At 35.9% G+C, this 24,497-nt stretch carries 18 protein-coding genes, 1 pseudogene and 2 riboswitches; of the genes and pseudogenes, 15 read left to right on the top strand and 4 right to left on the bottom strand.

All coding sequences use genetic code 11. The features are described 5' to 3' along the window. Nucleotides 1-116 precede the first annotated feature (116 nt). The 10 genes and pseudogenes from argR to ACEWFJ_RS22370 all read left to right on the top strand — a co-directional run bounded on the left by argR (nt 117) and on the right by ACEWFJ_RS22370 (nt 14,854). Entirely contained in the window at nt 117-566 is a 450-nt protein-coding gene (gene argR, locus ACEWFJ_RS22415) for an arginine repressor (protein WP_473689969.1), read from the top strand. A 428-nt stretch (nt 567-994) separates the two neighbouring features. Next, the gene (arcA, locus tag ACEWFJ_RS22410) at nt 995-2,227 is read left to right on the top strand and encodes an arginine deiminase (protein WP_473689968.1); all 1,233 of its coding nucleotides are present in this window, start codon (nt 995-997) and stop codon (nt 2,225-2,227) included. A 36-nt stretch (nt 2,228-2,263) separates the two neighbouring features. Continuing rightward, nucleotides 2,264-3,261, top strand: a pseudogene (gene argF / locus ACEWFJ_RS22405) (ornithine carbamoyltransferase). A 153-nt stretch (nt 3,262-3,414) separates the two neighbouring features. Further along, nucleotides 3,415-4,830, top strand: a complete 1,416-nt coding sequence (gene arcD, locus ACEWFJ_RS22400) for an arginine-ornithine antiporter (protein ID WP_473689967.1) — start codon at nt 3,415-3,417, stop codon at nt 4,828-4,830. A 27-nt stretch (nt 4,831-4,857) separates the two neighbouring features. Continuing rightward, nucleotides 4,858-5,805 (top strand): carbamate kinase, encoded by a 948-nt coding sequence (arcC, locus tag ACEWFJ_RS22395; RefSeq protein WP_473689966.1) that lies wholly within the window; start codon nt 4,858-4,860, stop codon nt 5,803-5,805. Nucleotides 5,806-6,091: 286 nt separating this feature from the next. Then, the gene (locus tag ACEWFJ_RS22390; protein WP_098309133.1) at nt 6,092-6,781 is read left to right on the top strand and encodes a Crp/Fnr family transcriptional regulator; all 690 of its coding nucleotides are present in this window, start codon (nt 6,092-6,094) and stop codon (nt 6,779-6,781) included. A 386-nt stretch (nt 6,782-7,167) separates the two neighbouring features. Beyond that, nucleotides 7,168-8,832 (top strand): glycoside hydrolase family 13 protein, encoded by a 1,665-nt coding sequence (locus tag ACEWFJ_RS22385; protein ID WP_473689965.1) that lies wholly within the window; start codon nt 7,168-7,170, stop codon nt 8,830-8,832. A gap of 196 nt (nt 8,833-9,028) precedes the next feature. Then, on the top strand, nt 9,029-10,669 hold the full coding sequence (locus ACEWFJ_RS22380) for a PTS transporter subunit IIBC (RefSeq protein ID WP_473689964.1): 1,641 nt from the start codon (nt 9,029-9,031) through the stop codon (nt 10,667-10,669). Nucleotides 10,670-10,672: 3 nt separating this feature from the next. Then, on the top strand, nt 10,673-11,464 hold the full coding sequence (locus ACEWFJ_RS22375; RefSeq protein ID WP_473689963.1) for an endonuclease/exonuclease/phosphatase family protein: 792 nt from the start codon (nt 10,673-10,675) through the stop codon (nt 11,462-11,464). A 750-nt stretch (nt 11,465-12,214) separates the two neighbouring features. Further along, a complete protein-coding gene (locus ACEWFJ_RS22370) occupies nt 12,215-14,854 on the top strand; it encodes a YhgE/Pip domain-containing protein (protein WP_473689962.1) in 2,640 nt (879 codons plus the stop codon). Nucleotides 14,855-15,058: 204 nt separating this feature from the next. On the opposite strand, the gene ACEWFJ_RS22365 is transcribed toward ACEWFJ_RS22370, so the two are convergent. Then, complete coding sequence (locus ACEWFJ_RS22365) at nt 15,059-17,251, bottom strand: DNA topoisomerase III (protein ID WP_473689961.1); 2,193 nt, start codon at nt 17,249-17,251, stop codon at nt 15,059-15,061. A gap of 197 nt (nt 17,252-17,448) precedes the next feature. After that, nucleotides 17,449-17,558: riboswitch (TPP riboswitch) on the top strand. A 72-nt stretch (nt 17,559-17,630) separates the two neighbouring features. Between ACEWFJ_RS22365 and thiM the strand changes: the two genes are divergently transcribed. Beyond that, nucleotides 17,631-18,440, top strand: a complete 810-nt coding sequence (thiM, locus tag ACEWFJ_RS22360; protein ID WP_473689960.1) for a hydroxyethylthiazole kinase — start codon at nt 17,631-17,633, stop codon at nt 18,438-18,440. 15 nt (nt 18,441-18,455) lie between these two features. Further along, nucleotides 18,456-19,109, top strand: a complete 654-nt coding sequence (gene thiE / locus ACEWFJ_RS22355; RefSeq protein WP_473689959.1) for a thiamine phosphate synthase — start codon at nt 18,456-18,458, stop codon at nt 19,107-19,109. Nucleotides 19,110-19,272: 163 nt separating this feature from the next. Here the strand turns inward: thiE and ACEWFJ_RS22350 are convergent, their stop codons facing one another. Then, nucleotides 19,273-19,452 (bottom strand): hypothetical protein, encoded by a 180-nt coding sequence (locus ACEWFJ_RS22350; RefSeq protein ID WP_473689958.1) that lies wholly within the window; start codon nt 19,450-19,452, stop codon nt 19,273-19,275. A 74-nt stretch (nt 19,453-19,526) separates the two neighbouring features. Between ACEWFJ_RS22350 and ACEWFJ_RS22345 the strand changes: the two genes are divergently transcribed. Both ACEWFJ_RS22345 and ilvA read left to right on the top strand, forming a co-directional pair. Next, nucleotides 19,527-19,916, top strand: a complete 390-nt coding sequence (locus ACEWFJ_RS22345) for a cupredoxin domain-containing protein (RefSeq protein WP_473689957.1) — start codon at nt 19,527-19,529, stop codon at nt 19,914-19,916. A 422-nt stretch (nt 19,917-20,338) separates the two neighbouring features. Continuing rightward, a complete protein-coding gene (gene ilvA / locus ACEWFJ_RS22340) occupies nt 20,339-21,547 on the top strand; it encodes a threonine ammonia-lyase (protein ID WP_473689956.1) in 1,209 nt (402 codons plus the stop codon). Between the two features lie 110 nt (nt 21,548-21,657). Here ilvA and ACEWFJ_RS22335 read toward each other — a convergent pair whose 3' ends face one another. Then, nucleotides 21,658-22,971, bottom strand: a complete 1,314-nt coding sequence (locus ACEWFJ_RS22335) for an anaerobic C4-dicarboxylate transporter family protein (RefSeq protein WP_098309123.1) — start codon at nt 22,969-22,971, stop codon at nt 21,658-21,660. Between the two features lie 293 nt (nt 22,972-23,264). After that, nucleotides 23,265-23,351, top strand: a riboswitch (cyclic di-GMP riboswitch). 273 nt (nt 23,352-23,624) lie between these two features. Further along, on the bottom strand, nt 23,625-23,894 hold the full coding sequence (locus ACEWFJ_RS22330; protein WP_098309122.1) for a DUF1292 domain-containing protein: 270 nt from the start codon (nt 23,892-23,894) through the stop codon (nt 23,625-23,627). 391 nt (nt 23,895-24,285) lie between these two features. Between ACEWFJ_RS22330 and ACEWFJ_RS22325 the strand changes: the two genes are divergently transcribed. Then, nucleotides 24,286-24,390 (top strand): methyl-accepting chemotaxis protein, encoded by a 105-nt coding sequence (locus tag ACEWFJ_RS22325; RefSeq protein ID WP_473692654.1) that lies wholly within the window; start codon nt 24,286-24,288, stop codon nt 24,388-24,390. Nucleotides 24,391-24,497: the final 107 nt, after the last annotated feature.

The raw sequence follows: 24,497 nt of genomic DNA, 5'->3' as shown, positions 1-24,497 counted from the left end.
AAAATTGTTATAAAAAGTAAAAATATGAACGTTTCCGCAACATTTATCTTTGTCTCTTTCAGAAGGAAATTATAGCAAGATATAATAAAGCTATAATATTAGAAGGAGTGTCTTTCATGAAAAAAGAGAAAAGACAACAACTAATTAAACAATTGGTGAGAGAGAATGAAATAGATACACAAGAAAAATTGGTAGAGTTGTTAGAGCACCGTGATGTATTTGTTACACAAGCAACTATTTCTCGAGATATTCATGAATTAAATTTAGTAAAGGTAGCCTCTTCAAAAGGGCTGGTAATATATAAGATTTTTACAGAAGAGAACCAGCGAGCAGATATACAGCTAAAGAAAAAAATAAGAGAGGTTGTTGTAAAAATCGATTATATAGAACAACTGATTATTATAAAAACTCTGCCTGGAAATGCTCATATTATCGGTGTTTTATTTGATTCTTTAGACTGGAAAGAAAAAATAGGATGTATATGTGGGAATGATACATGTCTTGTAATTTCTCGATCAAAAGCAGATAGGGAGATTCTAAAAGGTAGATTGAATTTGATTATGTAAATGAGAAGGCTGTTTCTAATGCAAATTAGAACAGTCTTTTTTATTTTTATAAAATGAAACAGTAAAATTTTAATTAATGGAGCGGTTTTATTGTTATTAATTATGAGTTCTCATCAATCGGGATTTTCCTAATTTAACTTCTTTGTGTTTGCTGAATTTTGAGGTAGAACAATTACTTTCCGCTAATATGAAATAAAAATTTTTAACATAAAATAGGACGCTATTATACATTTAATATACATAATATAAAGCTAGTTATTTAATTATGAGATGAAGTATCTTATAAAAATACGATTAGCTATACTTTTTACAAAATAATTTGTGAAATATTTCACCTAGTATTGTTGGCGTTTTCACAAAGCGATATGTGCATTCTGTTTATTATGTAATTGTAAGACATCAAATGAATTTAAAAGGAGGTACAACAAATGAAGCATCCGATACATGTTACTTCAGAAATTGGAGAATTACAAACGGTTTTACTAAAACGTCCTGGTAAAGAAGTGGAAAACTTAACGCCAGATTATTTGCAACAATTATTATTTGACGATATTCCATATTTACCAATTATTCAAAAAGAACATGATTATTTTGCGCAAACATTACGCAATCGGGGTGTTGAAGTTCTTTATTTAGAAAAACTAGCAGCTGAGGCGTTAGTTGATAAAAAACTTCGTGAAGAATTTGTTGATCGTATTTTAAAAGAAGGACAGGCTGACGTAAATGGTGCATATCAGACTTTAAAAGAATATTTACTTTCCTTTTCAAATGAAGAAATGATTGAGAAAATTATGGGGGGCGTACGTAAAAACGAAATTGAAACTAGTAAAAAAACCCACCTGTATGAATTAATGGAAGATCATTACCCATTTTATTTAGATCCAATGCCAAATTTATATTTTACTCGTGACCCAGCAGCTAGTATAGGTGGCGGTTTAACAATTAACAAAATGAGAGAACCAGCACGGAGACGTGAATCATTGTTTATGGAATATATCATTAAACATCATCCACGCTTTGCGAGTCACAATGTACCAGTTTGGTTAGATCGTGATTATAAGTTTCCAATTGAAGGCGGCGACGAGCTTATCTTAAATGAAGAAACAATTGCGATTGGCGTATCTGCTAGATCATCGGCTAAAGCGATTGAACGCTTGGCGAAAAATTTATTTAGTCGTCAAAATAAGATTAAGAAAGTACTAGCAATAGAGATTCCAAAATGTCGTGCATTTATGCATTTAGATACAGTATTTACAATGGTTGATTATGATAAATTTACAATTCATCCAGCTATTCAAGGTCCAAAAGGAAATATGAATATTTATATTTTGGAAAAAGGAGAGAGTGAAGAAGTTCTCAAAATCACACATCGTACTTCTTTAACTCAGGCTTTAAAAGAAGTATTAGGTTTGAGTGAATTGGTTCTTATTCCTTGCGGAGGAGGAGATGCGATTGCTTCTGCTCGTGAACAATGGAACGATGGATCTAATACATTAGCAATTGCACCGGGAGTAGTTGTTACATATGATCGCAACTATGTATCAAATGCTTTATTACGTGAACATGGTGTAGAGGTTGTTGAAGTATTAAGCTCGGAATTGTCTCGCGGCCGTGGGGGTCCACGTTGCATGAGTATGCCGATTGTTCGAAAAGATATCTAGGATAAATACAGGAGAAAGTAGGGATGAATGATGATGATGATGATGACAAAACCAAACTTAAAAGGAAGAAGTTTTCTTGCTGAAAAAGATTTTACAGAAGAAGAATTGTTATATCTTATTGATTTAGCGGCAGAATTAAAAGAGAAAAAGAAACATGGTATCCCACATCATTATTTAGAAGGCAAAAATGTTGCCCTTTTATTTGAAAAAACTTCAACTCGTACACGTTGTGCATTTACGGTAGCGTGCACGGATTTAGGCGCAAATCCTGAATACCTAGGTAAAAATGATATTCAGCTTGGAAAAAAGAATCTGTTGAAGATACAGCGAGAGTTTTAGGACGTATGTTTGACGGTATTGAGTTCCGTGGATTTGCACATGCAACAGTAGAATCTCTAGCAAACAATTCAGGTGTACCAGTATGGAATGGCTTAACAGACATGTGGCATCCAACACAAACACTTGCAGATTTGTTAACAATAAAAGAACACCTCGGAAAATTAAAGGATGTTAAGCTCGTCTACGTCGGAGATGGACGTAACAATGTGGCGAATAGCTTGTTAGTTGGCGGTTCGATGGTAGGAATGGAAGTACGCATTTGTACTCCAGAATCATTATTCCCAGCACAGGAAATCATTGATACTGCTAAAAAATATAGTGACCGGGTAATCGTAACGAGCAACGTGGAAGAAGCTGTTGCAGGTGCAGATGTTATCTATACAGATGTATGGGTATCTATGGGAGAAGAAGATAAATTTGCTGAACGTATTGAACTTCTTAAACCATATCAAGTAAATATGAAAATGATTGAAAAGACCGGGAATGAAAATATGATTTTCTTACATTGTTTACCTGCGTTTCATGACGCGGAAACAATGTATGGAGAGGAAATATATGAAAAATACGGCATAAAAGAAATGGAAGTAAGTGATGAAGTATTCCGCAGTAAGCATTCAAAAGTATTTGATCAAGCGGAAAATAGAATGCATACAATTAAAGCGGTTATGGCAGCTACTTTAGGAGATATGGAATAAAGAAGGAGGAGATTCCTCCTTCTTTATCCAGCTATTGGTGAGAGCTTTCTGCCAGTGAGGGATGGACAAATCCCCACTGATGGAAGTTTCACTTTATATACAATCATTCACTACTGTTGTTTATTCCTATCTGATAAAAGAGAGGTGAGTGTAATGGGTGAAGAAAAGAAATTAGGACTGTTTACTTTGACCGCTCTTGTGGTAGGCTCCATGATCGGAGGCGGAGCATTTAACCTAGCAAGTGATATGGCAAAGGGTGCAGGTGCAGGTGCAATTATTATTGGTTGGATTATAACAGGTATCGGAATGGTTTCACTTGGATTAGCGTTTCAAAACTTAACAGTTAAAAGGCCAGATCTAGATGGTGGAATTTTTAGTTATGCAAAAGCTGGATTTGGTAATTTTATGGGGTTTAATAGTGCTTGGGGATACTGGCTATCCGCTTGGCTCGGAAATGTAGCTTACGGTACGTTATTATTTGCTTCACTAGGTTATTTTTTTCCAGTTTTTGAAGGGGGGCAAAATGTAGCATCAATTATTGGAGCAAGTATATTACTATGGTGTGTTCATATGTTGATTTTACGCGGTGTACAATCAGCAGCACTTGTAAATTTAGTAACGACAATAGCAAAGTTAGTACCTGTCTTTGTATTTATTGTTGTAGGGATATTTGCTTTTCATATTGATATTTTCTTAGATGGATTCTGGGGACAAAGTGCTACTTTTTCTTGGGCGGATGTAGGAAGTCAAGTTAAGAGTACAATGCTTGTAACGCTTTGGGTATTTATTGGAGTAGAAGGAGCTGTAGTCTTATCGAGTCGTGCAAAAAGTCGAAGTGATGTCGGGAAAGCAACTGTTATTGGATTAATAGGGACTCTCATTATTTACATTCTCCTGACACTATTATCTTTAGGGATTATGAAGCAGGCTGATGTTGCAAATTTGAAAAGTCCAGCAATGGCATATGTATTTGAAAGCATTGTCGGAAAATGGGGAGCTATCTTTATTAATTTAGGTTTAATTATTTCTGTATTAGGTGCTTGGTTAGGATGGACGTTACTAGCATCTGAAATTCCTTATTTGGCTGCTAAAGACGGCGTATTTCCAAAATGGTTTGCGAAGGAAAATAAAAATAAAGCTCCTGTTAATTCATTATGGTTAACAAATGGTCTGATTCAAGTTTTCTTGTTGACATTTGTTGTTTCAGATCAAGCTTATCATTTTGCATTTTCTCTCGCTTCCTCTGCAATTTTAATTCCTTATGCTTTTTCAGCATTCTATCAATTTAAGTATAGTTTGCAGTCTGAACAGAACGATCGAACAAAAAATATCGTAATTGGTTTAGTTGCGAGTATGTATGCGATTTGGTTAGTTTATGCAGCAGGTTTAGATTATTTATTGCTGACTATGATACTGTATGCACCAGGAATTTTTATCTTTTACAAAGTTCAAAAGCAAACAAGTCCAAAACAAATATTTACTCGTGTCGAGCTTGTCTCCTCGATAGTCATTGGAGCTTTAGCACTGTTTGCAATTTATCAATTGGCTACAGGTAGTATTACTCTTTAAAAACTCTTTTGAAAAGGAATTGGAGGGTTGAAAGATGAAAAGAAAAAAATCGTTGTTGCATTGGGAGGAAACGCAATACAATCTGGGGATGCTACTGCACAAGCACAACAGGAAGCTTTGGAAAGAACGGCAGAACAATTAGTTAAAATTATGGAAAATAATGTAGATGTTGTTATAGCACATGGGAATGGTCCGCAAGTAGGTAACATCTTATTGCAGCAAAAAGCAGCGGAAACGGAAAAAACCCCCGCAATGCCATTAGATACTTGCGGTGCAATGAGTCAAGGGATGATTGGATATTGGATGGAAAATGCAATTGAAAAGGCTTTGAAAAAGCGCAATATAGAAAAAGATGTAGTAACGGTTATAACTCGGGTTGTAGTAGATGAAAAGGATGAGGCGTTCAAAAATCCAACAAAACCAATTGGTCCCTTTTATACGGAAGAAGAAGCACGAAAATTAATGGAGACAACAAGAGCTACATTTAAAGAAGATTCCGGGCGTGGATGGCGGCGAGTTGTACCATCACCAAAACCAGTGAGTATTCATGAACATAAAGTAATTAATGCATTAGTGGAGGACGGGGATATTGTCATTGCTGTTGGAGGAGGCGGAATTCCAGTTATAGATTCGGACGATGGATTAAAAGGAACTGAGGCTGTTATAGATAAAGATTTTGCAGCTCAAAAATTAGCTGAATTAGTAGATGCTGATATTCTTGTTATTTTAACTGCTGTTGATCATGTATATATAAACTTTAATAAACCAAATCAAAAGAAATTAGAGAATGTTACAGTTGACGAACTAGAACAATATATACAAGATAACCAATTTGCAGCAGGCAGCATGCTTCCAAAAATTCAAGCAGCTATTCATTTTGTTAATACAAACCCAAAACGAAAAACGATTATTACTTCATTAGAAAAAGTATATGAAGCATTAGAAGAGAATGCTGGTACCATCATTTCCAAGTAAGATCTATAAATATTTGTACATAAAAAGAATGAAGTGACATGCTTCATTCTTTTTATGTACAAATATAGAGGAAGTTCATAAAGTATTCATTCATAAAGGGAAAATTCAGTGTTTTATTATGATAGAATAATTTTTGAAGGCGCTTTCTTTATGTTACTTTATAATTTATCCCATTATTCGTGGGAACCCTCACCTCAAGATTCAAAGAGAAGCGAAAAAATAGGTGGACGATGAAGAATCCCTAACTGATAGAAGTTTCACTTTATAGAAAGAGAGAGAACGTTTCATGCAAAGACGAAATATAGTTGAAGACTTAAAGCAATTTGAATTATTTGCTGATCTATCAGATAAGAAATTAAAAAGCCTAGCAGAGCTTGTCTATTGGCGAACCTACAAAAAAGGGCAATTTTTATTTTTAGAAGGTGATTCAAGAGAAAGAATATATCTTATGCTAGATGGATTTGTAAAATTGGAGCGAGTCAATCAAAGCGGAAATTTATTATATGAAGATTACATAAAGCGGTTCTCTATCTTTCCTTGCAGTGGAATGTTTACAGATAAGTCATATAATTATACAGCTATAGCAATGACAGATGTTGATGTGTACTATATCCCCACTTCTATTTTTGAGGACATGGTGAAATCAGATCGAAAACAGCTCATGTATATTGTTCAGGAGTTATCTTCTATATTGAAGGTAAATGAAAGACGTATCCAAAATATCACAATTCCAAATGCGCAAGATCGTGTCATTCAAACATTATGTTATTTGATGAATGATTTAGGAGAACAAGAGGGAGAAGAAATTATAATTTCATGCCCTCTTACAACGATTGAAATTTCTAAAATATCTGGGACATCACGTGAAACGGTTAGTGGAGTGTTAAAGCAACTAAAAAATGATTGTATTGTCACGGTCCTAGATAAAAAAATTACAATACATGATCCCATTTATTTTGAAGAAATCTCTGTGTAAAAACAAAATAATAGATGATAGGGAAGTACAAGGTTAATATTACAATATATAAAAAATGGATTATTATGTTAATTTTCCTTTTCAGATTTTATATTATTAAAGCTCTTTATATATTTATAAAGGGCTTTTTTATGTTATCAAATATAAAAAATTTGTATATTACTGTACTAACAAACGGAATCTCGTGTAGAGGAGTTTATAAATCACTAGTAAAAGTTTCACTTTGTTTAAGACTAATCATACATATAGGTTAACGATGAATATTGTTTTTTAATTGGATGTTTTAATAAGAATGTAAAAAATTATCGTTACAAATTCTTTGTATTTTGTTATGATAGTGTTACGAAAACGTTTGCATTAATCCATGCAAAAGGAGAGAAGGAATTATGAATAAAACGTGGTGGAAAGAAGCGGTAGCTTATCAAATTTATCCGCGCAGCTTTATGGATTCAAATGGCGATGGTATTGGAGATCTGCAAGGCATTATTTCAAAATTAGATTATTTAAAAGAACTGGGTATTGATGTGATTTGGATTTGCCCAATGTATAAATCACCAAATGACGATAATGGTTACGACATTAGTGATTATCAAGCTATTATGGATGAATTCGGTACAATGGCTGATTTTGATCAGTTATTAGACGAGGTTCATAAGCGTGGAATGCGGCTCATTATAGATTTAGTTATTAATCATACAAGTGATGAACATCCGTGGTTTATTGAATCGCGTTCTTCTAAAGATAATCCGAAACGTGATTGGTATATTTGGCATGACGGAAAAAATGGGAAAGAGCCAAATAACTGGGAAAGTATTTTTAACGGCTCTGTTTGGGAATATGATGAAGCAACAGATCAATATTATTTACACCTGTTTTCACGTAGGCAACCAGATTTAAACTGGGAAAATGAAGAGGTACGTGCGGCGTTATATGATACTGTCAATTGGTGGCTTGATAAAGGAATTGACGGCTTCCGTGTTGATGCGATTAGTCATATTAAAAAAGAAGAAGGGTTTAAAGACATGCCAAATCCAAAAGGAGTAAAGTATGTGCCTTCTTTTGATAAACATATGAATGTTGATGGTATTCAGCCGCTTTTAGAAGAGTTAAAAACGAAAACGTTTTCAAATTATGATATTATGACTGTTGGCGAAGCAAATGGTGTGAAAATTGAAGATGCTGAGCTTTGGGTTGGAGAAGAACAAGGAAAGTTTAATATGGTATTCCAATTTGAGCATTTAAGCTTATGGGATGCAGAAAAGAAAAAAGAACTTGATGTTACAGGGCTTAAAAAAGTTTTAACGAAGTGGCAAAAAGGATTGGAAAATAAAGGTTGGAATGCGCTGTATATTGAAAATCATGATAAACCTCGTATTGTTTCTACTTGGGGGGATGATAAACAGTATTGGCGCGAAAGTGCAACAGCTTTAGGTGCAATGTATTTCTTTATGCATGGTACGCCGTTTATTTACCAAGGCCAAGAAATTGGAATGACAAATGTCCAGTTCCCACATATTGAAGATTATGATGATGTAGCAATTAAGAACTTATATCGTCAAAAGATTGAAGAGGGTATACCTCACCAAGAAATTATGGAGATTATTTGGGCATCTTGTCGTGATAATTCACGGACACCGATGCAATGGAATAGTGTAGAAAATGCCGGTTTTACAACAAGCACGCCTTGGTTTGGAATGAATCCAAATTATAAAGAAATTAATGTAGAGGTGCAGCAAGCAGATTCAAATTCCATTTTAAATTTCTATAAAAAGATGATTGCATTGAAAAAAGAGCATGAAGTGTTTACTTATGGAACGTACGATTTACTTTTAGAAGATGACCCACAAATTTATGCGTATACGCGTACGTTAAATAATAAAAAAGTTATTGTAATTAGCAATTTATCAAAGAGTGAAGCTGTATATGATGAGTTTGCATTCAACCTAGAATGCAAACGTTTGCTTTTAAATAACTACGAAGTAGAAGAACATGATGTAGTTACAACTATAACTTTAAAGCCTTATGAAACAAGGGTGTATTATATTTCTTAATGGAGGAAAGATGCTCATACAGCATCTTTTCTCATAAAAATTTGTATTTTCTATAAAATTGTTATTGTAATATGAAAACGTTTTTATTAAAATTAAATTTATGAAAACGATTGCGTAAAAAATGTTTTCGTAAGGGGATAAGCAATTATTATTTATACATGAGGGATTGTAATTTGGAAAAAGGAGGAACAAAGAAATGAAGAAGCTTGCATCTTTTGATTTTTGGCAAAAGTTTGGGAAAGCTTTGCTAGTAGTAGTTGCAGTTATGCCAGCTGCTGGTTTAATGATTTCCATTGGTAAACTAATCGGTATGTCTGCGGGTGATATATCTGCAGTGCACATGATTGCTAGAGTTATGGAAGATATCGGTTGGGGAATTATTGGAAACTTAAATATTTTATTCGCTGTAGCAATTGGGGGATCTTGGGCGAAGGATCGTGCAGGCGGTGCGTTCGCAGCCTTGCTAGCATTCATATTAACAAACCGAATTACAGGAGCAATTTTTGGTGTAAACGCTGTAATGTTAGCGGATTCAAAAGCGAAAGTTTCTTCCTTTTTAGCGGGAAATTTACTTGTTAAAGATTACTTTACTTCTGTTCTTGGTGCACCGGCACTTAACATGGGAGTATTCGTAGGTATTATTTCAGGTTTTTTAGGAGCTACTCTATACAATAAATATTATAACTATAATAAATTACCACAAGCATTAGCGTTCTTTAATGGAAAACGTTTTGTACCATTCGTAGTAATTGTTGGTTCTACAATCACTGCTATTATTTTATCGTTAGTATGGCCGTTCATTCAAAGCGGATTAAATGAATTTGGGCGTTGGATTGCAGCTTCAAAGGATAGCGCGCCAGTTGTGGCACCATTTGTATATGGAACACTAGAACGTTTATTATTACCATTTGGATTGCATCATATGTTAACGATTCCAATGAACTATACAGAGCTTGGCGGCACGTACACAATATTAACAGGTACCAAGGCAGGACAAGTAGTAGCTGGTCAAGACCCATTATGGCTTGCATGGATTACAGACTTAAATAACTTACTAGCTAATGGTGATACGAAAGCATATCATGATTTATTAAATAATGTGGTTCCAGCACGTTTTAAGGTAGGACAAGTTATCGGTTCCACAGCATCATTAATCGGTATCGCATTTGCGATGTACCGCAACGTAGACAAAGAAAAGCGTCATAAATATAAACCAATGTTCTTATCTGCAGCATTAGCTGTATTCTTAACAGGGGTAACAGAGCCAATTGAGTTTATGTTCATGTTCATCGCACCAGTATTATATGTTGTGTATGCAATTACAACAGGTTTGGCATTCGCATTAGCAGATGTAATTCACCTACGTATTCATGCGTTTGGTTTTATTGAGTTATTAACTCGTACACCAATGATTATAAAGGCAGGATTAATAGGAGATCTTATCAACTTTGTTGTTGTATCAGTTATATTCTTTGGATTAAACTTTACAATCTTCAACTTCTTAATTAAAAAGTTTAACATACCAACACCAGGACGTGCGGGTAACTATATTGATAATGAAGATGAGACTGAAGAAGTAGCAGCAAATGTAAAAGAAGGTTCATTAGCAACGGCGGTTATTGAGCTATTAGGCGGAAAAGGTAATATTGCGGATGTAGATGCTTGTATGACACGTTTACGTGTAACAGTAAAAGATTTAGATGTCGTTGCACCAGAAGCAAAGTGGAAGAAAAACGGGGCACTTGGGTTAATAGTAAAAGATAAAGGTGTACAAGCTGTTTACGGTCCAAAAGCTGACGTATTAAAGTCAGACATTCAAGACATTTTAGGTGCATAACAAATGAAATTATTAACTTTAAATTGTCATTCATGGCAAGAAGAAGAGCAACTTGCAAAGATTCATTATTTAGCAAAAACAATTCAAGAAAATGACTATGACGTTATTGCGCTGCAAGAGGTAAGTCAGTCGATTACGGCAAGAAATGTATGCGGTAACATGAAAGAAGATAATTTTGTACGCTTATTACAAGCGGAGTTAGAAGAGCTAGGAGCCGCAAAATATGATGTTGTATGGGACTTTGCTCATATTGGGTATGAGGTGTATGAAGAAGGCTTGGCAATTTTGACAAAGCATTCCATTACAAAGAGCGATTCGTTTTTCATATCAGACAGTACAGATACAACATACTGGAAAACACGAAAAATTGTAAGTGCAACAGTTTCCTATAATAATCAGCCGGTGACAATTTATTCTTGTCATCTTGGCTGGTGGATTGATGAAGAAGAGCCGTTTAAGAAGCAAGTAGATCATTTATTGAGTCATGTAGATAATAATGAGTTGTCGTTCTTAATGGGTGACTTCAACAACAATGCACGCATACAGAATGAGGGGTATAACTATCTCATGAAAAATGGTCTATACGACACGTATGAATTAGCAGGAGGAAAAGACGAAGGAACAACTGTGCAAGGAAAGATTGCTGGTTGGGATGACAACAAGAAGAATTTACGCATCGATCTCATTTTAAGTAATCAGCCTGTGCAGGTTGTTTCTTCTCGAGTGATTTTTAATGATGTGAACCGAAATGTAATATCGGATCATTTTGGTGTTGAAGTTCAAATTAATATGTAATGAGAAAGGCAACCGCCGTGTAAAATACGGATTGGTTGCTTTTTTATTACATTTCATACATAATTTTTATTATTGAACATAAAACCAAATTGGTCATTTAGTGTAGATATCGACATGTATTCATTATATAATGACGTATACAGTTTACCCCGCATTAACGGGCAGTAAAGGATGGAGAAGAGCTGGGAAGAAAACTGCCCGTAAAAGCCCGATTGGTTCAACTAACCATCAGTGAGAAAAGCGTCACTGATGGAAGTTTCACTTTACCCCGCATTAACGGGCAGTAAAGGATGGAGAAGAGCTGGGAAGAAAACTGCCCGTAAAAGCCCGATTGGTTCAACTAACCATCAGTGAGAAAAGCGTCACTGATGGAAGTTTCACTTTACCCCGCATTAACGGGCAGTAAAGGATGGAGAAGAGCTGGGAAGAAAACTGCCCGTAAAAGCCCGATTGGTTCAACTAACCATCAGTGAGAAAAGCGTCACTGATGGAAGTTTCACTTTATCCCGCTATTCGCGGGCAGTAAGACCACCACCTCAAGATTCAGAGAAAAGCGAAGAGGATAGATGGGGGATAACTGCCCGTAAACATCAGTGGAGGATGAAGAAAACACCCACTGATGGAAGTTTCACTTTATTAGGAAAGTATAGATTATTTTAATTTAAAATTCTTTGTAAACAGTGATATAATGGCAAAATGTATGTATGAATTTGGGAAAAAGAAAAAATATATGATTAGGTGATTAAAAATATGAAACAAATATGGCGTATTTATACGACAGACATACGGAATGTAGCAAAACATTGGGCTGCAATTGTTATAATATTGGGGCTTACCATTTTACCATCGCTATATGCGTGGTTTAATATTAAAGCCTCGTGGGATCCTTATGGAAATACGAAAGATGTTCCTATTGCAGTATCTAATGAAGACACTGGTACAACTTTACGCGGAAAAGATATTAATATAGGGAAAGAGGTTGTTGATTCTTTAAAAAAGGACAAAAACCTTGGTTGGAAGTTCGTTGATGAGAAGCAGGCCATAGATGGTGTAAAGCATGGTGATTATTACGCGAGTATTACCATCCCAAAAGATTTCTCCGAAAAAATTGCAACGGTATTAAGTGATAATCCGCAAAAACCAGAGCTTCAATATTATGTGAATGAAAAAGTCAATGCGATTGCACCAAAGATTACATCATCAGGTGCATCAGGTGTTGTACAGGAAATAGGTAAAAACTTCGTAAAAACAGCAAACGGTGAGATTTTTAAAATTTTTAATGAACTTGGGATTGATTTAGAAACGAATTTGCCAAGTATTGAAAAAGTAACAGAACTTGTTTTTAAATTAGAAGCGCAGTTTCCGGAGATTAACAATTTGGTTGATACAGCATTAACGGATGCTGATACAGCACAAAAACTTGTGAAAACAGCACAAGCAACATTGCCGACGGTTGAGAATGTCATTCGAGATGGACAAGAAATGACGAAGGATTTAGATGCCTTTTTTGCACAGAATACGAAAACGTTAGAAGCTGCACCAGAAGCAATAAAAAACAATCTAACATTTCTAAAACAGTCTGCAGATGGTGCTGTACAAATTACGGAGTTCTTGAAAAATCCAGCAGGGAATTTAGATTTAGCAAATATTAATGAACAAACATTAACCGAATCATCAAAAACTGTAAAAAGCTTTTTAGCATCTACTCGACAAGTATTAGTATCTACACAACAACTGGCAGATGCTATGAAACAAAATAATGTTGTTGATCCTGAAACGACAAAACAAAATCTTCAAATCATTAAAAATCAAATTGATTTTAGAAGTAAACAAGTGGATTCAATCATTTCGTTATTACAAACTCTTAATGAAACATTTAATACAACAATCTTCAATGATAATATTGACCGACTGAAAGGTTTAAAAACGGTATTAGATAATACAAGTAAGAAGATTGATAATATGATTAAGGCTATAGATCAAGGGCAACAGCCATCACAAGATGCGATTAATGCACTAGATCAAGCGGCTAAAGATGGAATTGCTATTATCGACAGTATTTTAGGAACATGGCCTGATTTGGATCAATTAAAACAACCAGGCGTAAATTTAGACCCAGCGAAAAACGGATTGAATTCTTTAAAAGCAAGTTTAACAACTGGGATTCAATTGATAGATGGGATTATTCCTGTATTAAATGATGTAGATAAAATTGCTGGAGATTTAAATAAAACAACAAATATACCAAATACAATTAATCAATTGAACAAAGTAAAAGGCGATTTCCAAAAAGGAATCAACGGGGCAAATTTAGCATTAGATGCAATGAATAAAGGTCAGAAACCTGCAAAGGATGTAGTTGATGGTATAAATGCTGCATCTAAAAGTGCTTCAGCGACATTAGGTGACATTTTAGGAAAGTATGATTCCGAAATTGTTCCAAGTTTCAACGATGCTATTGAACGTACGAAACAAATGTCAAAAGATACATCAAAAATCTTAAGTGAAGCAAATAAAAGTCTTCCTGATGTGAAAAAAGTATTAGAAGATGCATCGAAAGGTTTAACTCTTGGCAAAGATGAAGTTGAAAAGATAAAAGCTGAACTTCCTGATGCACAGAAGAAAATTACAGACATTGCTAATAAAATTCGCGACTTTAAATCACAAGAAGATATAAATGACGTCATTCGTTTGTTAAAGCATGATGTAGAAAAACAAAGTGATTATTTCGCAAACCCAGTAAACTTAAAAGAGAATAAATTATATCCAATACCGAACTATGGTTCAGCGATGTCACCGTTCTATACAGTGTTAGCGTTATGGGTAGGGGCATTACTTATGGTTTCATTGTTAACAGTAGAAGTACATGAGGAAGGTGCGGAGTATAGAAGTTATCACATTTACTTTGGGCGTTTTTTAACGTTCTTAACAGTTGGCCTTGCACAGGCGTTTATCGTAGCAATGGGTGATATGTTCTTGCTCGGTACTTATGTAGTAGATAAATTCTGGTTTGTTCTATTTAGTATGTTGATTAGTGCGGTATTTGTCTGTATTGTTTACTCGCTCGTTTCTGTATTTGGAAACATCGGGAAGTCATTTGCGGTCATTTTACTCGTACTACAAGTTGCCGGTTCAGGTGGAACATTCCCAATTCAGATGACGCCGAAATTCTTCCAAGCTCTTTATCCGTTTTTACCGTTTACGTATGCGATTAGTCTGATTCGCGAGACAGTTGGCGGTATGCTGTGGGATATTGTATGGAAAGATCTTCTCGCATTGTGTATATGGGTCGTTGTTATGCTTATTATTGCATTGCTCTTGAAAAAGCCAATTAATAAGTCGAGCAGTAAGTTTGTAGAAAACGCAAAAGGAAGTAAGTTAATTCACTAATAGAAAAAGGTTCCTGCCAGTTATGGTGGGAACCTTTTGTTTATTAAGATATAAATTCAGTATGTCGAACATCGTCGAAGGGTCTTTATATCGTGTCGAAGCGCCGATATATTCTAAAGAACGGTCGATATATTAGTGGACATGTGAGAAGGAGTTGACTTAAAAGGCATCTACATCCCTTTTAAGTCAACTCCTTTAGGTGTGTTATTTATCAAATTTCAATTTTTTTAATGCTTCTGCGAACGCATTATTTAGAGGTTCTTCTTGTTTTTGTTGTTGTTTTAAGTATTTTTGTACAGAGCGTTTATCGGCTTTGTTGCCTGATTCTTTTTTGCGTCTTTCTTGGAATGTAGAAAGTTTCTCGCGATAGCCGCATTTACACGCGAAGATTTGACCCGCTCCTTCACCACGAAGTTCTAGTTTCTTTTTACACTGAGGACAGCGTGCGTTTGTAGTGCGGGATACATTTTTACGATGACCGCATTCACGGTCTTGGCACACAAGCATTTTTCCTTTTTTACCGTTTACTTCTAGCATCGGTTTACCGCAGTCAGGGCAAGTTTTTGTGGAAATGTTGTCGTGTTTATATTTTTTATCGCTCGATTTAATTTCAGAAACAATTTCTTTTGTATAGTTTTTCATTTCTGAAATGAATACGTCTTTTTTCAATTTTCCCTTCGCAATTGCCTCAAGCTTTTGCTCCCACTCAGCAGTTAGTGTAGGAGATTTTAATTCTTCTGGTACTAAGTCAAGTAACTGACGGCCTTTTGATGTAATATGAATGTCTTTGCCGCGCTTTTCGATTAAGAACGAATTGAATAATTTATCAATAATATCAGCACGTGTAGCAACCGTACCTAGTCCACCGGTTGATTTTAATGTGTCTGCAAGTTGTTTATTTTGCGTGCTCATATACTTTGTCGGATTTTCCATTGCCGAAAGTAATGTTGCTTCATTAAAGCGTGCAGGTGGTTTTGTTTGACCTGATGTTTGTGCAATTAGTTTTACGTTTAATGTATCACCTTTTTCAATGCGAGGTAAGATTTGTTCTTTTAAATCGTCTACTGTCTCGTCATCTTCAAAGCGATGTTCGTATACTTCTTTCCAACCAGAATTAAGAATTGTTTTGCCGCGTGCGACGAAGTTTTCATCACTAATTTTTGCGCGTAACGTTAGTTGTTCGTATTCGAAAGCTGGGAATAAAACTGCTAAGAAACGTTTTACAACTAAATCATAAATTTTGCGTTCTTTATCTGAGAAGGCGGAGAAGTTTACATAACTTTCTGTTGGAATGATCGCATGGTGATCACTTACTTTACTATCATCAACAAACGATTTAGAAGCTTTTATTGGTTTATTTAAGACCTTATTAGCTAAAGAACGATATTCTCCTACTCCACACGCTTTCAAACGTTCTGGAAGTGTCCCTACGATGTCGGATGAGATATAGCGTGAATCTGTACGAGGGTATGTTAATACCTTGTGCTGCTCATATAGCTTCTGCATAATATTTAACGTTTCTTTTGCAGAATAACCAAAGATTTTATTCGCATCACGTTGTAGTTCTGTTAAGTCATAAAGACCAGGAGCAAATGATTTTTTAGGTTTTTTCTCAATTTCCACGACAGTGGCATTTTGTTTGCCTAGTTTTTTCACAATCGTATCGATTTTTTCTTTATCGAAGCTACGGCTATTGCCTTTTGCATCTTGCCAAGTCAATTTTAACTTGTCTGTTGTTTGGGCTTCGACACCGTAGTATGTTTGCGCTTTGAAGTTTTTAATTTCGTCTTCACGCCCTGCAATGATTGCCACAGTAGGTGTTTGGACACGACCGCAATTTAGTTGCGCATTGAATCGTGTAGTTAATGCGCGTGTTGCGTTAAGACCGATATACCAGTCGGCTTCAGAACGTGCGACAGCTGAAGCGTATAAATTGTCATATGCTTTACCAGGCTTCAAATTTGCAAAGCCATCTTTAATTGCTTTATCGGTAACAGATGAAATCCATAGACGTTTAATAGGTTTATTCATTTTAACTTTATCAATAATCCAACGAGCGACTAACTCTCCTTCTCTTCCTGCATCTGTAGCCACGATGATTTCATTAACATCATTTCTAGTCAGTTGACTTTTAACAGCATTAAACTGTTTGCCAGTCTGCTTGATCACTGTTAATTTTAAGCGTTCAGGCAGCATTGGAAGATCTTCTAGATTCCATTTTTTATATTTCACATCATAGCTTTCTGGATCTGCTAATGTAACGAGATGCCCTAAAGCCCAAGTAACGATATACTTATTGCCTTCAATATAACCATTTCCTTTTTTATCACACTTCAATACACGTGCAATATCACGTGCAACAGAAGGTTTTTCAGCAATTACAACACTTTTTGCCATATTTCAAACATCCTTTCAATTTCCGTAAGTTAACTATAGCATACATCCTTTTTGGATTCAGTTATTCTGAAGATTCGAATGCGTTGTTAGTAATGAAATACTCTCCATCTTTGATTAGTTAAGGGGGGATGAGTTTTTATAACAAAATGTAACTTGTGATTTTGATAGAATAAGAGTAGACTCTGAATTAGATGAATAATAAAACACATGGGAGTTTGCGGATGCAAACTGAGAGTACGGCTAATCTGTCGTTGACCATTTGAACCTGTTGGATAATGCCAGCGTAGGGAGAGTGTGAAAACGCATATTAAGACACTTTGCATACGTAAAGTGTCTTTTTTAGCTATATCTCCCATTATAAAAAAGGAGATTGATAAATATGAAAATCGAAGAAATTGCACAAGTAATTGAAACAGTACGAGAAAGAAATCCGCTCGTTCATAATATTACAAATGTTGTTGTGACAAATTTTACAGCTAATGGCTTACTTGCATTAGGTGCATCGCCTGTAATGGCATATGCGAAAGAAGAAGTAGCTGAAATGGCAAGTATTGCTGGAGCGCTTGTTTTAAATATGGGAACACTTCGCCCGGAAGAAGTAGAAGCGATGCTCATTGCTGGGAAATCAGCAAATGCACATAATGTACCGATTTTGTTTGATCCTGTTGGTGCTGGTGCAACTTCGTACCGAACAGAAGTTGCAAGATATATCCCGAGTGAAGCAAAACTAGCAATCATCCGCGGCAATGCGGCGGAAATTGCAAATGTTATTGATGAGAAGTGGGAGATTAAAGGTGTTGATGCAGGGGAAGGAAACGGTGATGTTGTTTCAATTGCGAAACAAGCAGCAGAGCAGTTAGATACCATTGCTGTTATTACTGGAAAAGAAGACGTTATAACAGATGGAGAAAGAACATTTATTCTTCGTAATGGTCATCCTATTTTAACAAAAGTAACAGGAACAGGCTGTTTATTAACATCTGTGATTGGAGCATTTGCAGCAGTCGAAAAAGACTATGTAAAAGCAGCAGTCGCAGCAGTAACGTTTTACGGTGTAGCAGCAGAAATTGCGGCAAACCAAGCAGCTGCACAAGGGCCAGGAAGTTTCCAAATTGAATTTCTTAATCAGTTAGCAAATGTTACTGCAAAAGACGTTGAACAATATGGGAATGTCGAAGAAATTCGTTAAGAAAGGATGAGAGAAATGGCGCGCATCGATAAACAGTATATGTCCGAGTTATTACAAGTATATTTTATTATGGGGAGTAACAATTGTCGTAAAGATCCATTACAAGTCATGAAAGAAGCACTTGATGGTGGAATTACAATCTTTCAATATCGTGAAAAAGGTGAAGGAGCATTAACAGGGGAAGAACGATATGCATTTGCAAAGCAGCTTCATTCTTTGTGTAAAGAGTATAATGTTCCATTTATCGTAAATGATGATGTGGAATTAGCACTAGAATTAGATGCAGATGGCGTTCATGTTGGACAAGATGATGAGGGCATTAAGACAGTACGTGAAAAAATGGGTGATAAAATAATTGGTGTATCCGCTCATACAATAGAAGAAGCACGTTTTGCGATTGAAAATGGTGCCGATTATTTAGGGGTAGGGCCGATTTTTCCAACAAATACGAAAAAAGATGCAAAAGCAGTACAAGGAACGGAAGGATTACGTTTCTTCCGCGAAAGTGGCGTTGAAGTTCCAATTGTCGGCATTGGTGGAATTACAATTGAAAATGCTGCTTCTGTCATTGAAGCGGGTGCGGATGGGGTGTCCGTTATTTCTGCAATTAGCTTAGCGGATTCTCCTTATAATAGTACGAAAAAATTAGCGGAGTTAGTAAAAAAATAATCAGTTCATATATGAAAGGAATCATTTCTAACATGAAGAAATGGTTCTTTGTCGGTTTGAAATAAAGTTGTACTGGTTATAAGAAAGTCGTACCGTTTATAAAAAAGATGTACTGTTTGTAAAAAAGTTTGATCAAAAATCCTGCATGAAATGCAGGATTTTTTTATTCAACAATCGGGCCAGATTGTTGAAGCTGATGAAAATATTTTGTTTGAATATGAAGTATTACACTTAAACTAATGGTGCAGGTTAATTGAAGAAGAATAGATTCCAGAAGATCGTTATTAGAGTCGATTTTTTTCTTTGTCACTGTTTCAGATAAAAGAGCTACTATTTGAAGCATGTTGGAACCCTATTTATAGTGATAATATTTTATGAATTGGAAAACAATAGTGCTTAGGAAAGGAAGGGTTGCGAATGTCTGTGAAAAAGTGGTTAACTGGATTGGTCGTTTTGCTTGCGATGATTGTGGTTGTGACAACTCCGGGCTCACTCAGTGTATTTGCCGAATCCGGCGTCGTAACACAGCCTATGGAGTCAGTGAAAGTGATTGAGGTCGAGTTGAATGATGATTACTTTAATCCGAATGTCATCACTATTCCGATTGGAAGAACGACAACGTTGATATTGAAAAACCAAGGTAAGAAAGAGCACACCTTCACAGTGGAAAAGCTCAGAATTGACGCCGAAGTCCAGCCGGGAAAAGAAAGAACCATTACCGTGAAACCTCAAGATTCCGGTACATATGAACTGATATGTCGGTACCATTTCCAGAAAGGAATGGATGGAAAAGTAATAGTCAAATAACAAGCAGGGCCAATCGGGCCTTGCTTTTTTTATAAGCAACGGTAACTTACTTATTATTACCCAGACATCATTATAACTGCTAACTTCCCTCTGTGAACGGATGTTCTTATAAAAAGTAAAGAAGTAGGTTTGTTCAAAAAGACATAGTAATTAAGATCTTCCACAATCGGGCGCTATTGTGGAAGATCTAAGGTGAAAAATGATCAAACTTTTTTATAAAACCGAAACTTAAATATGCTAAAGAAGAATCCATTTTAATCAATCTTTTTTTCAAAATGGATTCTTCTCATTTACCGTAAAATACGGGTTTGTGAGGTGTTTTGGATCAAACTCTATTTTAAAGCAATATTCTTTTTTCGTATAAAACAAATTGTGCCGTTTGAAACTAAAGTGTATGAATATACTGCTTCGGAGGCGACGACATGATTACGTTACAAAATATTATAGCTGCTCATGAAAAAATGAAAGGCATTGTACATACAACACCATTAGATTATTCCAGTACATTTAGCGAGTTATCTCATAATGAAGTGTATTTAAAACTAGAAAATCTCCAAAAGACAGGTTCCTTTAAAGTACGTGGCTCTTATAATAAAATGACTTCGCTTAGCAAAGAAGAATTACAAAAAGGAGTTGTGGCGGCATCGGCTGGTAATCATGCGCAAGGTGTTGCTTATTCTAGTAATATGCTCGGCATTCCTTGTACAATTGTTATGCCAAAAGGAGCGCCGCTCAGTAAGGTACTTGCAACAAAGCGTTACGGAGCTAATATAGAATTGCAAGGAAATGTTTTTGATGAAGCTTTAGCTTATGCACTTGATTTAAAAGAACGAACTGGAGCGACATTTGTCCATCCATTTGATGACGAGGATATTATTGCTGGACAAGGAACAGTTGGGTTAGAAATATTGCATCAGCTTGATGATGTTGATGCGGTCATTTGTCCTATTGGCGGTGGTGGTTTAATTGCGGGCGTTGCGATGGCAATTAAAGAACAAAAGCCATCGGTGAAAATATATGGTGTACAGGCGCTAGCGTGTCCTAGTATGAAGCAATCCTTGCAGGAAAAACAAAGGGTGACGGTACAATCAACACCAACGATGGCCGATGGAATTGCGGTGAAAAAACCAGGGGATCTCACTTTTCAGCTTGTGCAACGTTATGTAGATGATATTTTCTGTGTGGATGAAATGGAGATTGCTCGGGCAATGCTTATGTTATTAGAGCGTAATAAATTACTTGTAGAAGGATCGGGTGCTACTTCATTAGCTGCCATGTTATATGGAAAAGTGCCTGAGCAAGGGAAAAAGATTGTCTCTGTATTAAGTGGTGGTAATGTTGATGTTAATTTTATTTCTCGTATTATTGAACACGGGATGGTTGAAGCAGGCCGATTTGTCCATATTTCAACGACGATTAAAGATAAGCCAGGGCAACTACAACAAGTATTACAGATTGTAACCGATTTTGAAGCGAATGTTCTTCATATTCATTTAGAGAGAATTGGAACGAAAGTATTCCCAGGTTATGCGCAGCTGCACCTTTCTCTTGAGACGAAAGATAATGAGCATATTGAGCAAGTGCTAATGGGAATGCGGAAGAAAGGATATAGTATCGAAATCATTGAATAGGGTGAAATTTCCATCAGTGGGGGTCTTACTGCCCGTTAACGCGGGATAAATATTTAAACAAACGTTTGATTAAAAAGAGCTAGCCCTTGTAAAGGCTAGCTCTTTCTTCATTAAAACATCAGTGAAACGAGAAACATTCCAATTCCGATTGATGTAATTGTTGCAACAAGACCCGGGATCATAAAGCTATGATTTAACACATATTTACCGATACGCGTTGTACCTGTACGGTCAAAATTAATTGCTGCAACGATTGTTCCGTAGTTTGGAATAAAGAAATATCCGTTTACAGCTGGGAACATCGCAATTAATAGTGCGGGTGAAATGCCAAGTGTTAATCCAAGTGGTATTAACGCACGTACCGTTGCAGCTTGACTATATAGCAAGATTGATAGCACGAATAGTGCAATTGCGAATAACCACGGTGCACTCGTTACGAGACCTTGAATAGAACCTTGAATCATTTGTAAGTTACCGTTAAAGAACGTATCTCCCATCCATGCGATGCCGAAAATCGCAACAACTGCTGTTGCTCCTGCTTTAAAGACGTTACCAGACACGATACTTTCTACATTTGGTTTACAAAAAATAATAATAAGTGCAGCGATTGTTAGCATCACCATTTCAATGGTGTTTGGCATAGAAAGACGTACAAGTTTTCCGTCTATCATCCAGCTAGGACGTAACGCTTCAAAAGATCCAAGAAGAACAACTAGAACTGTTGCAAATAAAAAGAGGATAACAGACAGTTTTGCACCTTTCGGGACAATAAATTCTTTCTTTTCTTCTAGTTTTGGAATCATGCCTTCTTGTAATCGTTTTAAGTATTCTTCATCTTCGTTTAGCTCTTTTCCCATTTTGCTTGCGACGAAAGCAGCTAACATACAAGCGATAAAGGTAGATGGAATACTAATTTTTAAAATATCTAATAGTGTAATCTGATAGTCAGCAAGCATAGCGAGAAGTGCAACGGTTGCTGCTGAAATTGGACTTGCTGTAATCGCTTGCTGCGATGCAATAACAGCAATTGACAGTGGACGCTCTGGTCGAATTCCTGATTCACGCGATACTTCAGCAATGACAGGAAGGACTGAATAGGCAACGTGGCCTGTACCTGCACAAAACGTAAATAAATAAGTGACAATTGGGGCAAAGAACGTAATACGTTTCGGGTTTTTGCGAAGCGCTTTTTCTGCAATATGAACAAGATAGTCCATCCCCCCAGCGGCCTGTAGTGCCCCAGCGGCTGTAATAACTGCTAAAATCATAAGCATAACATCGATTGGCGGGGAGGTTGGTTGTAAGTGGAAGAAGAAGACAAAGATTGTCATACCAACACCTCCCATTACTCCAAGGCCAATACCTCCAAGGCGCGCACCGATGAAAATGCAGAGTAATAAGATGATAAACTGTAGCCAGAACATAGTATAGTACCTCCGAGATAATAATCAATCGTTATTATCAAATAACTTAATTTGTTTAATGATTCAAAAATTAAATAATGAATAATAAAATAAATCTCTGAAAATATCCATTTTTATTATATAGCATATCAAAAACATGATTCACTCCTTTTTGTTACAATTATTTTACAAAAGAGTCATTGTGAAATTTATATTTATATGTGCAAATGAATAGGCAATTTGATTTAGATGTTGTAATCTGTGGACAGAGAATTGTGTAATTCTCATAAAATTCCCATATCGTTCAACTCGTTCATCGAGAAAGGCAAACTTATGGAAACATAGGGTCGCAAAACTATAGGGGCTCAGGTTGAAATGGACTAAGCTAGCCAGCTACCGGACTGATAGGATTGGTTTAGACCAATGCTTTTTTCATACATTGGTCTCTTTTTTTTGCTATTTTTCTGTAAGGGGTCCTGCCGCATACCTATCAAGCTAAGATTTTGAAGAATCCCCAAAACGAAAATTTTCTCTCTTCCTAGTTACCTATGGGAATCCAGTTTATTTATTGTTTTGGGAAACAATGAATTTCTTGACTTGATGGCAATGGGGCGGTACCCCTATATACAAAAACAGAGGGCAGATATGCATCCCCCTCTTGTGTCCAACCAATATTATTCTTGCTCGTCCATAATTTTCTCAAACGCAGCAGATACTTTTTCAAATTCCTCGTCACTCTCAATGTATGAGAATTCACTATCTTCTTCTACTTTTAAAAAGAAGATATCAATGTCTTCCTCTGTTTCCGTTTGAATGTCTTCTACAAAGCCAACAGCAATGTATTCTGCTCCTTCGACATTCATCGTTCCGAGCACTTCAACTTCCTGCTCCTCATTACTCTCATCGCTAAGGGTAAAAATTTCGCCTACTTCAATTTCCGACATATTCATTCTCCTCCTGTTATACTCTAAAAAATAGAACGTTCAAATCGTATACTTACTAGTATATCTTTCCATAAAATATCAAATTAATGCTCAAAGAACAACAATTTCTTGCTGATTCAGCGTAAAAATCCAACTAAAAGGATATCATCTGTGAATATGAATGAATACATTTTGAGCTCTCGTCACATGCCCATCAACTTTAGAAATGGGTTGCATGTGGATATTTGGTTATTGACTACCCTTGTGAACTTCTCTCACTGTTCCATTAAAAAAATGTATTAGACTAAGCTTTATTGATGTAATTACATTCTTACTTCTATCCCTACCTTATCTCAAAAAATAAAGATTTAGATTCGTCATTATATGTTTTGAATAGACAGTGGAAGAAAGTATGAAAGAGCAAGAAATGTTTGTTCAAGAAGTAGCAGAATTAGCAAGTTGTTTAAATACGCTTGCCTATGAGCTGCGAGAGCTTATTGGAGAATTTAAAGGCTGAAATATCATGAAAAAAGCAGGAGCGTTAACCGCTTCTGCTTTTTTTCATGTATTTTGTATAAAGAGCAGTAAGATTTCCGATGATGGAAGGTTCAATTCATAAAGAAC

This window comes from Bacillus sp. EA-CB0995 (assembly GCF_055814245.1).
The sequence above is the reverse complement of the archived record's forward strand: the minus strand, read 5'-3'. Positions and strand labels throughout refer to the sequence as shown.

Excerpts from the sequence above, each read along its gene's own strand:
- ACEWFJ_RS22335 (WP_098309123.1), bottom strand. The coding sequence starts at position 22,971 with ATGTTCTGGCTACAGTTTATCATCTTATTACTCTGCATTTTCATCGGT.
- thiM (WP_473689960.1), top strand. The coding sequence starts at position 17,631 with ATGAAAATCGAAGAAATTGCACAAGTAATTGAAACAGTACGAGAAAGA.
- ACEWFJ_RS22345 (WP_473689957.1), top strand. The coding sequence starts at position 19,527 with ATGTCTGTGAAAAAGTGGTTAACTGGATTGGTCGTTTTGCTTGCGATG.
- arcA (WP_473689968.1), top strand. The coding sequence starts at position 995 with ATGAAGCATCCGATACATGTTACTTCAGAAATTGGAGAATTACAAACG.
- ACEWFJ_RS22385 (WP_473689965.1), top strand. The coding sequence starts at position 7,168 with ATGAATAAAACGTGGTGGAAAGAAGCGGTAGCTTATCAAATTTATCCG.
- ACEWFJ_RS22380 (WP_473689964.1), top strand. The coding sequence starts at position 9,029 with ATGAAGAAGCTTGCATCTTTTGATTTTTGGCAAAAGTTTGGGAAAGCT.
- ACEWFJ_RS22390 (WP_098309133.1), top strand. The coding sequence starts at position 6,092 with ATGCAAAGACGAAATATAGTTGAAGACTTAAAGCAATTTGAATTATTT.
- ACEWFJ_RS22365 (WP_473689961.1), bottom strand. The coding sequence starts at position 17,251 with ATGGCAAAAAGTGTTGTAATTGCTGAAAAACCTTCTGTTGCACGTGAT.
- ACEWFJ_RS22375 (WP_473689963.1), top strand. The coding sequence starts at position 10,673 with ATGAAATTATTAACTTTAAATTGTCATTCATGGCAAGAAGAAGAGCAA.
- ACEWFJ_RS22350 (WP_473689958.1), bottom strand. The coding sequence starts at position 19,452 with ATGCTTCAAATAGTAGCTCTTTTATCTGAAACAGTGACAAAGAAAAAA.
- ilvA (WP_473689956.1), top strand. The coding sequence starts at position 20,339 with ATGATTACGTTACAAAATATTATAGCTGCTCATGAAAAAATGAAAGGC.
- ACEWFJ_RS22325 (WP_473692654.1), top strand. The coding sequence starts at position 24,286 with ATGAAAGAGCAAGAAATGTTTGTTCAAGAAGTAGCAGAATTAGCAAGT.
- ACEWFJ_RS22370 (WP_473689962.1), top strand. The coding sequence starts at position 12,215 with ATGAAACAAATATGGCGTATTTATACGACAGACATACGGAATGTAGCA.
- arcD (WP_473689967.1), top strand. The coding sequence starts at position 3,415 with ATGGGTGAAGAAAAGAAATTAGGACTGTTTACTTTGACCGCTCTTGTG.
- argR (WP_473689969.1), top strand. The coding sequence starts at position 117 with ATGAAAAAAGAGAAAAGACAACAACTAATTAAACAATTGGTGAGAGAG.
- thiE (WP_473689959.1), top strand. The coding sequence starts at position 18,456 with ATGGCGCGCATCGATAAACAGTATATGTCCGAGTTATTACAAGTATAT.
- ACEWFJ_RS22330 (WP_098309122.1), bottom strand. The coding sequence starts at position 23,894 with ATGTCGGAAATTGAAGTAGGCGAAATTTTTACCCTTAGCGATGAGAGT.